Here is a 13094-nt window from a genome sequence, read left to right as displayed (position 1 = left end):
CCATTCTGCCGCGCCGCGCCACCGTGGGGGACGGGCCGGTGCTACTTGTTCTTGGGCACGATCCCGGCGGCCACCGCGACCGGCGTCTCGGCCACGCTGCCGGACAGGCAGACCAGCTTCGCCGTGCCCAGCGCGACGTTCGGGCTACCCGCGAACGTGCTGTCCGGGTGCTCGGCGACGATCTGCTCGATCAGCGCCTTCTGCGCGTCGTTGTCCAGCTTCTTGAACTCGGCGCAGCTGGTCTGCGACGGCTCGGTGGACGCGGGGGTGCCCGGCTGCCCGGCGGTCGGCGCGCTGCCGGGGGCGCTCGGCGCGGCGGCCGGCGACGATGACCGCGCGGCCGAGGTGGTACTCGTGGCCGAGCCCTTGCGCAGACCGTTCGCATCGCTGGAATCGTCCGCGGACTGGCCGCAGCCTGCCAGCAGAGCCACCGTCCCGATGGCCAGGACGATGGCGGAAGTTCGCTTCATACCGTGCTTTCCCCGGTGGATCGTGTGCCGGAACCTCCGGCGCGTTCGGTGCAGCGTACCGGGTCGGCGCGGCTCAGTGGATGTGTGCTTGCCAGTCCGCGGGGACCCGGTCGCGCGGGCCGGGCACACCCTGATCGGCGGGGTGACTGTGCGGCGGAGTGAGTTCCGGTCCGTCGCCGTACATCTGCTCGGTCCGGAAGTTCCAGTACCAGTCCTCGCCCGGCTCGAAGCTCTGCACGAACGGGTGGCCGGTGTCTTTCGCGTGCTGGCTGGCGTGCTGGTCCGGCGAGCTGTCACAGCAGCCGACGTGCCCGCACTGGGCACAGCGGCGCAGATGCACCCACCAACCCTGCGCCGCTTCGCATTCCACACAACCGGTGCCGGTAGGCGGCACCGCCGTATCGATGCCCTCGAACTCCTGCGTCATCGTTGACCTCCTACGGTGGATTCGGGTTCGACATTCTCCGCCGCCGGCTCGTCCGGCGTGCGGTTCAGCGGCAGCCAGACGGTGAACCGGGTGTTGCCCGGTTCGGAGTCGACCTGGATGTCGCCGTCGTGCTTGTTCACCACTATTCGGAACGAGATGTCCAAGCCGAGTCCGGTGCCCTCGCCCATCGGCTTGGTGGTGAAGAACGGCTCGAAGATCCGGCTGCGCACCTCCTCCGGAATCCCGGGGCCGGAGTCGCCGATTTCGATGACGGCACAGTCGTTTTCGTGCCTGGTACGAATAGTGAGCGTGCCCTGGCCGTTCATCGCGTACACCGCGTTGTCGATCAGGTTGGTCCACACCTGATTCAATTCCGCTGCGTAGCAAGGCACTTCGGGCAGTGCGCGGTCGTAGTCCTTGACCACCTCGACCCCGTCGCCGATCTTGCGGCTGAGCATCACCAGGGTGCTGTCGAGCAGGTCGTGGATGTCCACCACCTGGAACGGCGCCCGATCCATCTGGGAGTACTGCTTGGCCGCATTGACCAGCGATGAGATGCGCGTCGTCGAGTCGGCGATCTCGTTCATCAGCAGCTCGGTCTCGATGGTGTAGTTCAGCCAGCGGATCGCGCCCTGGAGCACCTGCTCGGTGCAGCCCTCCAGGGTTGCCGACACCCGTTCGAGCCAGTCGACGTCGAATCCGGCCTGCACGAAGTTCGGCGCGAGGTTCCAGCCGTCGCTGATGCCGTGCTCCTCCAGCCACTCGCCGAGCACGTCTTCGCGGTCGGCGGCCTCCATCGGCGTCAGCTCCGGCGCCTTGGCCACCTGGGCCGCGGCCTCCTCCTGTAGCCGCACCAGCGCGCCGAGTGACGCGGTATCGAACTTGCCGTCGGCCATCATGGCCAGCTTGTGCCGCATGCCCGCAACCCGTTCGCGCAGACCGGATGTCGCGCGCGCCGCGGCCGCGGCGGGATTGTTCAGCTCGTGCGTGAGCCCCGCGGACAGCGAGCCGAGGGCGAGCAGCCGCTCGCGCTGGCCGACGCGCGCGTTGGCATTGCGGTTGCCGAAGAAGGCGCCCTCCAGCAGGTGCACCGCCATCGGGAACCACTCGTGCATCATGGCGGCGAAGGTCGAGGCGTCGAGCACGAAGAACCGGGACGGGCGCGTCACCTTCATCGTGCCGTTGTAGGTCTGGTCGACCTTGTCGCCGATGTAGGCCATCCAGGCGCCCGAGTAGGCGCCGTGGTGCTGGGTGCGGACCAGTTCGATCTCGGTGCCGCCGGACAGCTTGGTCAGCACGATCTCGCCGTCTATCAGCACATAGAAGCAGGTGGCCGGCTCGCCCTCGTGGAAAACCACGCCGGGCTCGATGGTTTCGATGCGCCCGTCCCGGCACAGCCGGTCCAGCTGTGCGTCGTCGAGCTTCTCGAACAGGAACAGGGTGCGCAATTCCGCTGGGTCGCAGACCGATCGGCTGCTGCGCCCTGCCGTCTCATTCGAATTCACTTGCCAGCCTCCTGTGTCTGATCGGCGGCGCTCCCGGGGCACTCCGTGGTTACGCAGGCTGCCGCCTCCGTGCCCGTCGCTCGCGCCGCGGTCACGCGAGGTACCGGTGCACGAGCATGACGGCCATCGCACCCTCACCGACCGCCGAGGCGACGCGTTTGGCCGAGTCGGCGTGCACGTCACCCGCCACGAAGACGCCGGGCACGTTCGTCTCCAGATGATGCGGCGGCCGCGGCAATTCCCAGCCGGCCGGTCGCGCGCCGTCGACCAGCAGATCGGGGCCGGCCAGCACGTAACCCGCCTCGTCGCGTTTGACCACGCCGTCGAGCCAGTCGGTTTGCGGTGCGGCGCCGATGAACAGGAACAGCCGCTCCGCCTCGGCCTTCTCCTCGACGCCGGACACGTTGTTGCGCAATACGATCTGCTGCAGGTGGTCGTCGCCGTCGGCGGCGGTCACCTCGGTGTTGGTGTGCACCTGGATATTCGGAATCTGGGCGATCTGCTGGACCAGGTAGTGCGACATCGAGTTGTCCAGCGAGCCGGACCGGACGACCAGGTGCACCGTTTTCGCGTTGCGCGACAGGAACACCGCCGCCTGTCCCGCGGAGTTCGCGCCGCCGACGATGTACACATCTCGGTCGGCGCACTCGGAGGCCTCGGTCATCGCGGACCCGTAATAGACACCGCGCCCGGTGAAGTCGTCCACGCCGCGGGCCGGATGGCGGCGGTAGTCGACGCCGGTCGCGATGATCACCGTGTGCGCGCACAGCCTGCCGCCGTCGGCGAACCGCACCGTGCGCGCGGACCCGTTCACCTCGAGCCCGACCACCTCGCGGGTGGTGATCACCTCCGCGCCGAACTTCGCGGCCTGTCGCCGCGCCCGATCGGCCAGCTGGCCGCCGGACACTCCGTCCGGAAAACCGAGATAGTTCTCGATGCGCGAGCTCTGCCCGGCCTGTCCGCCGGTCGCGGTGCGCTCCACCAGCACCGTGCGCAGGCCCTCGGAGGCGCCGTATACCGCGGCGCCCAGACCCGCGGGCCCGCCGCCGACCACGATCAGGTCGTAGAAGTCGCCGGTCGCGTTGACGGTGAGCCCGACGTTCTCCGCGAGCAGGCTGTCCGACGGCTGCACCAGCGCCTCGCCTGCCGCGGTGATCACCACCGGACAGCGCTCGGGATCGGCGCCCGCCGCCTCCAGCAGCCGCGCGCCCTCCGGCTCGTCGGCCAGGTACCAGCGGTAGGGCAGTTGATTGCGGGCCAGGAACTCGCGCACCTCCGAGGAGCGCGGCGACCAACGGTTGCCGACCACCTTGGTCTCGGTGATCGGCCGGTGCTCACTGCTGCGCCAGGCGTCGAGCAGGCCGTCCAGCACCGGGTACAGCTTCTCCTCCGGCGGGTCCCACGGCTTGAGCAGATAGTGGTCCAGGTCGATCACGTTGATCGCGTCGATCGCGGCGCTGGTATCGGCGTAGGCGGTCAGCAGTACCCGGCGCGCGTAGGGATGCAGGTCCATCGCCTGCTCGAGGAATTCGATGCCGTCCATGCCGGGCATCCGGTAGTCGGCGATCAAGACGGCGACCGGCTGGCCGCGCAGTTTCATCTCACGCAGCGCGTCGAGCGCCTGGGCGCCCGATTCCGCGCGCAGAATCCGGTAGTCGGCGCCGTAGCGGCGCCGCAGGTCGCGCACGACCGCTCGGGAAACCCCAGGATCGTCATCGACGCTCAAGATGGCCGGTTTCGTGGCAGCGGGTGAAGTCACCTAACGAGTATGAACGTCGGTACAAACCGTGTCGTCGGCTTTCACTGCCGGCGGACAACCCGGGCCGGCCCACGTCACAGTTTGTGGTGGCGAATCAGGTCGAGTTCGGTGGGGGTGAGCAGTCGCTCGAGGGTCTCGGCGGAGGAGTCGCGGCCGGGCGGGCCGCCGTCGGGCTCGATGGCGGGCAGCAGCGGAACATTGTTCGCATGCCGGCGATGTAAGAGGGAGCGCAGGTTCACGGCCGATCACCTCACGTTTGGCGGGAAAGCTGGAGGCAGTGTCTTTGCTTCTTCTATCCGGCATTGTGCGCTGGCCATTACCAAGATCAGCGCGCAACATGCTGAATGTGACCCAACTGTCTTCCCGATTAAAATGTGTATCACCCATCAAGCGCGCTCGGCCGGACTCCCTGTCGGCTCGTTCGCATGGATCCCGGAGGCAACGTTGCCGAAGAACCTCGAAGTCGCCATAGATATCGCCGCGCCGCCGGACCGGGTGTGGGCGGTGGTCTCGGACCTGAAGCGGATGCCGGAGTTCAGCCCGCAGTGCGTGCGCATGCTGCCGCTCGGTAAACCCAAGGCGGGCACCTGGGTGCTCAACCTCAATACCGACGGCAAGAAGTATTGGCCGACCACCGCGCGCATCGTGCGGTACGAGGCGAACCAGGCGTTCGCCTTCAAGATCAACGAGAACCGCGCGATCTGGAGTTACACGCTGGAGCCGACCGAGTCGGGCACCCGGCTGGTCGAGCGCCGCGACTTCCCCAACGGCACCACCTGGTTCTCCCGCAAGTCGATCAACGCCGCGCTCGGCGGCGAGGCGCCGTTCGAGGAAGAGCTCGTCCGCGGCATGCACGAGACGCTCGACAAGATCAAGAAGGCCGCCGAGGCCCACAGCTAGTCGGCGTGTTCGCGTCCGGCGCAGCGGGTTCGGTGCGTAAGTTGCCGAGTATGCGACGAATGACGCGCTGGTCCGCGGCCGGTGCCGCGATGGCAGTCGGTACCGTGCTGATGACGGGCTGCGGCACCGACGACCCGGGACCCGAACGGCACGTCACCGTCGTCGGCAGCGGCCAGGTGCGCGGCGCGCCGGACATCCTGAACGCCGACCTCGGCGTCGAGGTGACCGCCGAGAATGTCTCGGCCGCCATCGCCCGCGCCAACGACAAGGCCAAGGCGATGACCGACGCCGTCGTCGGCGCGGGCGCCACCCGGGAAGACGTGCGCACCACCGACGTCTCGATCCAGCCCCAGTACTCGGGCGGACCGAACGGCGGCGACACCGTTATCGGCTACCGCGCCACCAACTCGGTGCGCGTCGTGGTGCGCGATCTGACCAAGGCCTCCGGCGTGCTGGACAGCGCGATCAAGGCGGGCGGCAACGAAACCAGGCTGCGCTCGGTGTCTTTCGCCATCGACGACAATTCGCAGTTGCTCGCCGACGCGCGAGCCCGGGCGTTCGCCGACGCGAAGGCGCGCGCCGAGCAGTACGCGGTGCTCGCCGGGGTGCGGTTGACCGAGGTCGACACGATCACCGAGGCGAGCAGCCACGACGATGACAGCGCGAACAAGATGTCGGCGCAAGACGCTGCGCCGCAATCGGTTCCGCTGGAACCGGGCACGCAGACGGTGACCTTCACCGTGAAGGTCACCTGGGGGCTGCGTTGATTGTGCGCCGGGGCGCGTGCTTGATCATGCGCCGGGGCGCGTGTTGATGCGCGCTGATTACACCGTGATCGCGAACTTGGGCAGCGTCACTACCTGGGCGGCGTAGGAAAGTCCCGCGCCGAACGCGATGAGCAGCGCGGTATCGCCGGGCTTGGACTCGCCCTTGCGCAGCATCGCCTCCATGGCCAGCGGGATGGACGCGGCCGAGGTATTGCCGGTCTCCTCGATGTCGTTGGCCAGTGCGCAGTTCTCCGGCAGCTTCAGCACCCGCGCCATGATCTCGATGATGCGGCCGTTGGCCTGGTGCGGGATCATCGCGTTCAGGTCGTCGGTGGACAGCCCGGCCCGGTCGATGGCGTCGCGGCAGACCTTCTCCAGCGAGTGTGCGGCCCACCGGAATACGGCCGTGCCCTCCATCGCCAGGTAGGGGCGCACCGCGTCGGTGCCCTTCTCCTCGATCTCGCGGAAGAACTCGACCCAGTCCTTGTCCTGGCGGATCGCGTGGTGCTGGGTGCCGTCGGAGCCCCACACCGTCGGGCCGATGCCCGGCTCGTCGGACGGGCCGACGATGACCGCGCCCGCGCCGTCGGCGAACAGGAACGCGGTGGAGCGGTCGGTCGGATTGATGGTGTCGGTCAGCTTCTCCACGCCGATCACCAGCACGTGGCCTGCGGTGCCGCCGCGGACCAGGTCCGAGGCGAGTGCGAGCGCGTGGCAGAAGCCGGCGCAGCCCGCGGAAACGTCGAAGGCGGCCGAGCCGTTCATGCCGAGTTCGGTCGCGATCCGCGGTGCGGCGGCCGGGGTGAGCAGCAGGTGGGTCGACGTCGCGACGATCACGCAGTCGACCTGATCGACCGCGATCCCGGACGACTCGAGCGCGCCCTTGGCGGCGGCGACGCTCATGCTCTGCACGGTTTCGGATTCTCCGGCGAAGCGCCGGGTCTTGATCCCGGACCTGGTCTGGATCCACTCGTCGCTCGAGTTGATCGGCCCCGCCACCTCGTCGTTGGTGACGACTCGGACCGGGCGGTATACGCCGAGCCCGAGGATCGCCGTGTGCTCTGCCCCGGTGGTCTGGGCGATTCGAGCAGCCATGTGCGTCTCCTATGTACCTGCGGCACCGCCGCCGGGTTGTCCCCGAAGCATCGAAAATGGATCCCTCATCAACCGCCACCTACGGAGCCGTAGACATGAGGCCCCCTCATATTAGCCGGAGATCCGGCGTTTCGCCGTGCGTATTCTCACAAACCCCGGGTATACCGCGATTAGCATGCTGATTGCTCCTGTCGGCATGCCCCAACTATGTGTGAACCGTTCCAGGTACGCATGGACGGTAGACGCGGATTGCGAGGACACCATGCTCGGTCTCGGGATTATCGGGTGGATCATCATCGGCGGTCTTGCCGGCTGGATTGCCAGCAAGATCATGAAGACCGATGCCCAGCAGGGCATTCTGTTGAATATTGTCGTAGGCATCGTCGGTGGCCTACTCGGTGGTTTCCTACTGAAGTTGTTCGGTGTCGACGTCGAAGGCGGTGGCCTCTGGTTCAGCTTCTTCACCTGCCTCGGTGGCGCGGTGGTGTTGCTGTTCCTGGTCGGCCTGGTGATGGGACGTCGAGTCCGAAGCTGACGGCACCGGTGCCACAGGCTCCTTTCCCGTAAGGTGTGAACGCTTGCGCCGGTCCTATCGTGGAGGGCGTAATCCGACTGCATCTAGCACGAAAGAGGAGCCTGTGGCCCGCCGTCCCACGCCGCCCGGCACGCCTGAACGCACCGGAGTCGGCCACGTCGCCGATTTGGTTCGCAACGCGATCCCCCCGCTGCACCCCGCCGGGCTTCCGTTCGTTGCCGCACCCCTAGCGGTCGCTGTCCTCGGCGGCAAGCGAAAGTGGGTGCGCCGGACGGGTCTGTTCGCCGCGGCCGCGTGCGCAACCTTCTTCCGGCACCCCAATCGGGTGCCGCCGAACCGCCCCGGCGCGGTGGTCGCGCCCGCCGACGGCGAGATCGCCCTCGTCGATACCGCCGCTCCGCCTGCGGAATTGGGCCTCGGCGACCAGCCCGTGCCCCGGGTGAGCATCTTCCTTTCCGTGCTCGACGTGCACGTGCAGCGCACTCCGGTGTCCGGTGTGGTGCGCACGGTGCTGCATCAGCCGGGTCAGTTCCGTTCGGCGGATCTGCCCGAGGCCAGCGCGGTGAACGAGCGCAACACCATGGTGCTCGACACCCCGTCCGGGCATCAGGTGGTCGTGGTGCAGATCGCCGGCCTGCTCGCCCGCCGCATCGTGTGTGACGCCCAGGTCGGCGACGTGCTCACGATCGGCGACACCTACGGCCTGATCCGCTTCGGCTCCCGGGTGGACACCTACTTCCCGGCCGGCACGCAGCTGCTGGTCGAGCCGGGGCAGCGCACCATCGGCGGCGAGACCGTGCTCGCGGTGCTCGGGTCGACGCCCGCCGCTTCATGATGGAGGCGGCTGCTCCGATTCAGCGACGGCGGCGCCGCCCCATCCGGCTGTTGCCGAGCGTGGTGACCATTCTGGCGCTGTGCTCCGGGTTGTCCGCGGTGAAGTTCGGGCTGGACAACCGGCTCGACATCGCGCTGGCGATGATCGGCGCCGCGGCCGTGCTGGACACGCTGGACGGCCGGCTGGCCCGAATGCTGGACGCCACCACCGCGATCGGAGCGGAGCTGGACTCGCTGTCCGACGCCATCTCCTTCGGTGTCGCCCCCGCGCTGGTGCTCTACGTGTCGCTGCTGCACAGCGAGACCGCGGGCTGGATCGTCGCGCTGCTGTTCGCGGTGAGCATCGTGCTGCGGCTGGCCCGGTTCAACACCCTGCTGGACGACGACACCCGGCCGGAGTGGTCGCGCGAGTACTTCGTCGGCGTGCCCGCCCCGGCGGGCGCGCTCATCGCCATGGTGCCGGTCGCGCTGTTCGAGGTGTTCGGTGACGGCTGGTGGGTCGGCTTCTACGCGGTCTCGGCGTGGACCGTCGCCGCCGCGGCGTTGTGCGTCAGCACCATTCCGACGCTGGCCATGAAGTCGGTGTCGGTGGCGCCGCAGGCCGCCGCCGGGCTGCTCGTGCTCGTCGCGCTGGCCGCAGCACTGCTGGTCACCTACCCGATCGTGCTGCTGCTGATCCTGGTCGCGCTGTACCTGTGCCACATTCCCTTCGCCTGGCACTCGCAGCGCTGGGTCGCCGCCCGCCCGGAAACCTGGACGCACAAGCCCGCCGAGCGGCGCGCGCAACGGCGGGCCCAGCGGCGGCCGGTGATCCGCCGCCCGGCGATCCGCGGCTCCACTGCTCGCCTGCGGTTACGCAGGCCGGGTGGCAAGCAGCGCGAAGGCAACGACCTGTCCCGCTGAGCCTGCTGGGTTTTCTTAAGGTCTTGGAAAGCCCGCCCAGGAATGCTCTTGCAGTATGGGCACGCTGGCGATAGGTGGCTTCGGTTTCAGTGGCTGGGGTGTCGGCGGCTTCGGCGTCGCCGGATTCGGCCTGAAGCGGCTGCTCGGTATCGCGGATTCGGCGGTGACCGAACACATGCGGTTGTCCACCCGGGCGAGCGGTACGGTCATACCCGGCGGGCGGGCGCGAAAGAGGGTAGCGATGGAGCCGGACGGGTTGGGCGTGTTCATGACGCATCGCCCCCGGCTGTTCGCACTCGCCTACCGGATGCTCGGGTCCGCCGGTGAAGCCGAAGACGCCGTGCAGGAGACCTATCTGCGCTGGGACGCGGCCGACCGCAGCCGAATCCGTTCCGCCGAGGCCTGGCTGACCACCGTGCTGGTGAATCAATGCCGGGCCTGGCTGATCTCGGCGCGGGCCCGCCGGGAGACCTATGTCGGGCCGTGGCTGCCCGAGCCGGTGGCCACCGAGCACGGCGAGCTCGGTCCGCTGGAGACCGTCGAAGAGCGCGAACTGGTTTCCTTCGCGCTGCTCACCGCGTTGGAGCGGTTGACCCCGGTGGAGCGGGCGGTGTTCGTGCTGCGCGAGGCGTTCGGTTACGCGCATCGCGAGATCGCCGACATGCTCACCATCACCGAGGGCAACTCGCAGCAGATCTACCGGCGGGCCGGGCTGCGGGTGCGCGCGGGCCGGGCCCGCTTCGATGTGCCATCCGAGTACGCGGGCGAGCTGATCAAACGATTCCTGAAGGCGGCGCGCAACGGTGACATCGAGTCGCTGGAGCAGTTGCTCACCGCCGATGTGGTGTCGATCGCGGACGGCGGCGATCAGATCAACGCGGCGCGCAGGCCGATCGTCGGTGCGAACAAGGTCGCGCGGTACCTGGTCGGGCTGTTGCGGTGGGAGGTGCCCGGCATGGAGCTGCTCGTCGAGGAGGTCAACGGTGCGCCCGCCGCGGTGGCCAGGGTGAACGGTGCGCCGATGCTCGTCGTCGGCATCGAGCTGGTCGACGGCGCGGTGGCCACGCTGCGGCTGGTCGTCAACCCCGAGAAACTGGCCTATTTCGCCGAGTCCACGGGTGCCGCGCAGTAAGTCGCCGGCAGCGTGACGTGCTTCACGCCCGAAAATTGTCAGCAATGGTGGGGCTGTTCGATCTGAAGGGTGTCGGCCGAACGAAAAGGAGCCACCTCATGACCGGACAGCATCGGATCGTCGTCCTCGGCGCCGGGTACGCGGGACTGGCGGCAGCGGGCCGCCTCGCGAGCAAGGCGCGCGGGGCGCGGATCACCGTCGTCGACGCGCGCACCGACTTCGTCGAACGGGTACGGCTGCACCAGCAGGCCGCCGGGCAACAGATTCCGACGTGGAGCCTGCGGGAACTGCTGGACAACAAGAAGATCCATTTCGTGCGCGCTCGCGCGACGGAGATCGATACCGCGAGTAAGCGGGTATTGCTGGACACCGCAACGGTTCTCGAATACGACACCCTCGTCTACGCACTGGGCAGTATCGCGGACCGGGCCAGTGTTCCCGGCCTTGCGGAGCATGCCTACTCGGTGTCGACGCCGGAGGACGTGAGCCGTTTCGAAGCTCCGTCCGGCACTGTTCTTGTCGTCGGTGCCGGTGCCACGGGTATCGAGCTGGCTGCGGAACTCGCTGAGTCACATCCTGATTCGCGCGTGTGCCTGCTCAGCCCGGAGGAGCCGGGTGCATGGTTGTCGCCCCGGGCGCGCAAGCATATTCGCCGCGTGCTCGAGCGGCTCGGTGTCGAGATCCGCTCCGATGCCAAGGTGCTCGAGGTGACCGCGGCGGGGGCGCGGCTGGCGGACGGCACGCTGATCGAGGCCGCCGCGACCGTGTGGACCGCGGGTTTCGCCGTGCCGGATCTGGCGCGGCGAGCGGGCCTTTCGGTCGACGGGACGGGCCGGGTGCTGGTAGACGCTGCGCTGCGGTCGATCTCGCACCCGGACGTCTACGCGGCGGGCGACAGCGCCGTGATCGCCGGACCCGGCGGGCGCGACCTGCGGATGGCCTGTGCGACCGCGTTGCCCACGGGCAAGTACGCGGCCGATGCGATTGTTGCCCGGCTTCGTGGCGCGGAACCGGGGAAGTTGCGGTTCCGGTATGTCGTCCAGTGTCTGAGCCTCGGCCGTCGGGACGGGCTCATCCAGGTGCTGCACGCGGACGACTCGCCTGCGCGAACCGTGCTGACCGGGCGACCGGCGGCGTGGGTGAAAGAGCAGGTCGTTCGGGGTGCGGGATGGGCGGCCCGCCCCTGAACAGTGCACCATTTCGGCGGCTACGGCACTGGCGTCCGGTAGTGGATCAGGTTTCGTCAACTTCGGGTTGACGCTGACGGATCGTCAACCTATCGTTGACGGCATGACGCAGCCATATCGCCTCGACGACCTGATCGATGGCATCAAGAAAGCCCGACCCGACAATGTGCTCGACCAACTGTCCGACGCCGTGGTCACCGGTAATCACCTCGGCGAACTGGCCGATCACCTGATCGGCCACTTCGTCGACCAGGCCCGCCGCGCCGGCGCCTCGTGGACCGACATCGGCGCCAGCATGGGCGTCACCAAACAGGCCGCGCAGAAGCGCTTCGTGCCGAAAGGCCCCGGCGGTCTGGACCAAGATGCTCTGATGGATCCCAGTGCGGGCTTCGCCCGGTTCACCGAGCGGGCCCGCGGGGTCGTCATTGCCGCGCAGGAAGCCGCACGCGCCGCGGGTAACTCGGAGATCGGTACCGCGCACCTGGTGCTCGGCCTGCTGTCCGAACCCGAAGGCATCGGCGCGAAAGAGATTCTCACCAGCGGGATCTCGCTGGAGGCCGTGGGCGAAGCGGTGGCCGCCGCGCTGCCCGCCGGTACAGGCGACGTGCCGCCGCTCATTCCGTTCGACGCGGAGGCCAAGAAGGCGCTCGAGCTGACCTTCCGCGAGGCACTTCGCCTGGGCCACAACTACGTCGGCACCGAACACATCCTGCTCGCGCTGCTCGAACAGGAGAACGGGGACGGCCTGCTCACCGGTCTCGGCATGGACAAGACGAAGACCGAGGTTCATATTGTCGAACTGCTCGCCCCGTACATGCCCAAAAAGCAATGAGGCGGTGGTGCGCGGCCTGAAACTGCCGAGCTACGCCCGCCCGCGCAGGCCGCCACCCCAACGTGGCCATTGCGCTTGGGGTTTCGGCTCGGCAACCAACGGCTCGCGATCGAGATCGGTGACGTACAGCGGAAGATGCGGTGCCAGTTCCGCCAGTAGTTCCAACGTTTTACCGCCCTGCGCGGCCCGGTACTCGGGCATCGTCAGCCCGACCAATTGCAGGAATCGCATGCTGCCGTGCGGGGTTTCGATGGTGCCGAGCTCCGGGTCGACGGTGAAGCCGACGGCGCGAATGCCGGAGTTCGGCCGGTCGGCGGCGATCGGGCCGTTCGCTTTGATGGTGTGTCCCGGCTCGAACCACTTGCCGGACTGGAAGACATAACGGGCGAGGTTCTGCAGGAAGTTCGCGGGCCACACCGGCGGCTCGGTGTCGGTGGGCTTGCGCACCAGCCGGAAGGTGAACTCGAACCCCCAGCCGGACTCCGCCGGGTTGTCCCACTCCTTCTCGTACAGCTCGGTCATGCCGTAACTGATGTAGTGCCAGTGCGGGACCGGCTCGGTGCGTGAGTACGCGCTGATCCCGTCGAGCGGGTCGGGACCGCCGAGCGACCAGCGGTGATCGGTGGCCCAATGGAAAGGTTCGATATCGCCGTACAACGGCCGCAGCGCGCCGTCGATGGCATTCCAGCCGGGTGCTTCACTCACCCCGCCACCATAAGGGGAACCGCCGCCGTCGCTCCGGCCGTGC

At 68.2% G+C, this 13094-nt stretch carries 15 protein-coding genes; 8 read left to right on the top strand and 7 right to left on the bottom strand.

Annotation, left to right across the window (positions count from 1 at the left end; all coding sequences use genetic code 11):
* Window positions 1-41 precede the first annotated feature (41 nt).
* The 5 genes from DBO33_RS40310 to DBO33_RS43330 form a co-directional block, all read right to left on the bottom strand.
* Window positions 42-470: a hypothetical protein gene (locus tag DBO33_RS40310; protein ID WP_107659706.1), complete on the bottom strand. Its 429-nt coding sequence runs from the start codon at window positions 468-470 to the stop codon at window positions 42-44.
* 73 nt (window positions 471-543) lie between these two features.
* The gene (locus DBO33_RS40305) at window positions 544-897 is read right to left on the bottom strand and encodes a UBP-type zinc finger domain-containing protein (protein WP_107659705.1); all 354 of its coding nucleotides are present in this window, start codon (window positions 895-897) and stop codon (window positions 544-546) included.
* Window positions 894-2402, bottom strand: a complete 1509-nt coding sequence (locus DBO33_RS40300; protein WP_107659704.1) for an ATP-binding protein — start codon at window positions 2400-2402, stop codon at window positions 894-896. The genes DBO33_RS40305 and DBO33_RS40300 overlap by 4 nt, the downstream gene beginning before the upstream one ends.
* A 91-nt stretch (window positions 2403-2493) precedes the next feature.
* Entirely contained in the window at window positions 2494-4161 is a 1668-nt protein-coding gene (locus DBO33_RS40295) for an FAD-dependent oxidoreductase (RefSeq protein WP_107659703.1), read from the bottom strand.
* Window positions 4162-4235: 74 nt separating this feature from the next.
* Window positions 4236-4400, bottom strand: a complete 165-nt coding sequence (locus DBO33_RS43330) for a hypothetical protein (protein ID WP_159080745.1) — start codon at window positions 4398-4400, stop codon at window positions 4236-4238.
* A 205-nt stretch (window positions 4401-4605) separates the two neighbouring features.
* Here DBO33_RS43330 and DBO33_RS40290 point away from each other — a divergent pair, with 205 nt between their 5' ends.
* Window positions 4606-5061, top strand: coding sequence for an SRPBCC family protein (locus DBO33_RS40290; protein WP_107661012.1), 456 nt, complete (start codon window positions 4606-4608; stop codon window positions 5059-5061).
* A gap of 50 nt (window positions 5062-5111) precedes the next feature.
* Window positions 5112-5828, top strand: a complete 717-nt coding sequence (locus DBO33_RS40285; RefSeq protein WP_407670592.1) for an SIMPL domain-containing protein — start codon at window positions 5112-5114, stop codon at window positions 5826-5828.
* A gap of 57 nt (window positions 5829-5885) precedes the next feature.
* Here DBO33_RS40285 and DBO33_RS40280 read toward each other — a convergent pair whose 3' ends face one another.
* Entirely contained in the window at window positions 5886-6923 is a 1038-nt protein-coding gene (locus tag DBO33_RS40280) for a beta-ketoacyl-ACP synthase III (RefSeq protein ID WP_107659701.1), read from the bottom strand.
* A gap of 262 nt (window positions 6924-7185) precedes the next feature.
* Here DBO33_RS40280 and DBO33_RS40275 point away from each other — a divergent pair, with 262 nt between their 5' ends.
* From DBO33_RS40275 to DBO33_RS40250, 6 genes are all read left to right on the top strand, one after another.
* Window positions 7186-7458: a GlsB/YeaQ/YmgE family stress response membrane protein gene (locus DBO33_RS40275; protein ID WP_107659700.1), complete on the top strand. Its 273-nt coding sequence runs from the start codon at window positions 7186-7188 to the stop codon at window positions 7456-7458.
* A 103-nt stretch (window positions 7459-7561) separates the two neighbouring features.
* Window positions 7562-8293 carry a phosphatidylserine decarboxylase gene (locus DBO33_RS40270; protein ID WP_107659699.1) on the top strand — a complete coding sequence of 244 codons (732 nt, stop codon included), beginning with the start codon at window positions 7562-7564 and terminating at the stop codon, window positions 8291-8293.
* Window positions 8293-9195 (top strand): CDP-alcohol phosphatidyltransferase family protein, encoded by a 903-nt coding sequence (locus DBO33_RS40265; RefSeq protein ID WP_107659698.1) that lies wholly within the window; start codon window positions 8293-8295, stop codon window positions 9193-9195. Before DBO33_RS40270 ends, DBO33_RS40265 begins: the two co-directional genes overlap by 1 nt.
* Window positions 9196-9250: 55 nt before the next feature.
* A complete protein-coding gene (locus DBO33_RS40260) occupies window positions 9251-10327 on the top strand; it encodes an RNA polymerase sigma-70 factor (RefSeq protein WP_107659697.1) in 1077 nt (358 codons plus the stop codon).
* Between the two features lie 98 nt (window positions 10328-10425).
* A complete protein-coding gene (locus DBO33_RS40255; RefSeq protein WP_107661011.1) occupies window positions 10426-11514 on the top strand; it encodes an NAD(P)/FAD-dependent oxidoreductase in 1089 nt (362 codons plus the stop codon).
* A 103-nt stretch (window positions 11515-11617) separates the two neighbouring features.
* Entirely contained in the window at window positions 11618-12346 is a 729-nt protein-coding gene (locus tag DBO33_RS40250) for a Clp protease N-terminal domain-containing protein (protein ID WP_107659696.1), read from the top strand.
* Between the two features lie 30 nt (window positions 12347-12376).
* Here the strand turns inward: DBO33_RS40250 and DBO33_RS40245 are convergent, their stop codons facing one another.
* Window positions 12377-13051 carry a suppressor of fused domain protein gene (locus DBO33_RS40245; protein ID WP_107659695.1) on the bottom strand — a complete coding sequence of 225 codons (675 nt, stop codon included), beginning with the start codon at window positions 13049-13051 and terminating at the stop codon, window positions 12377-12379.
* Window positions 13052-13094 lie beyond the last annotated feature (43 nt).

The organism is Nocardia suismassiliense, from assembly GCF_900269665.1.
GTDB lineage: Bacteria > Actinomycetota > Actinomycetes > Mycobacteriales > Mycobacteriaceae > Nocardia > Nocardia suismassiliense.
This window is presented reverse-complemented; position numbering and strand designations above follow the sequence as displayed.

Excerpts from the sequence above, each read along its gene's own strand:
- DBO33_RS40250 (WP_107659696.1), top strand. The coding sequence starts at position 11,618 with ATGACGCAGCCATATCGCCTCGACGACCTGATCGATGGCATCAAGAAA.
- DBO33_RS40275 (WP_107659700.1), top strand. The coding sequence starts at position 7,186 with ATGCTCGGTCTCGGGATTATCGGGTGGATCATCATCGGCGGTCTTGCC.
- DBO33_RS40310 (WP_107659706.1), bottom strand. The coding sequence starts at position 470 with ATGAAGCGAACTTCCGCCATCGTCCTGGCCATCGGGACGGTGGCTCTG.
- DBO33_RS40280 (WP_107659701.1), bottom strand. The coding sequence starts at position 6,923 with ATGGCTGCTCGAATCGCCCAGACCACCGGGGCAGAGCACACGGCGATC.
- DBO33_RS40260 (WP_107659697.1), top strand. The coding sequence starts at position 9,251 with ATGGGCACGCTGGCGATAGGTGGCTTCGGTTTCAGTGGCTGGGGTGTC.
- DBO33_RS40285 (WP_407670592.1), top strand. The coding sequence starts at position 5,112 with ATGCGACGAATGACGCGCTGGTCCGCGGCCGGTGCCGCGATGGCAGTC.
- DBO33_RS40255 (WP_107661011.1), top strand. The coding sequence starts at position 10,426 with ATGACCGGACAGCATCGGATCGTCGTCCTCGGCGCCGGGTACGCGGGA.
- DBO33_RS40305 (WP_107659705.1), bottom strand. The coding sequence starts at position 897 with ATGACGCAGGAGTTCGAGGGCATCGATACGGCGGTGCCGCCTACCGGC.
- DBO33_RS40265 (WP_107659698.1), top strand. The coding sequence starts at position 8,293 with ATGGAGGCGGCTGCTCCGATTCAGCGACGGCGGCGCCGCCCCATCCGG.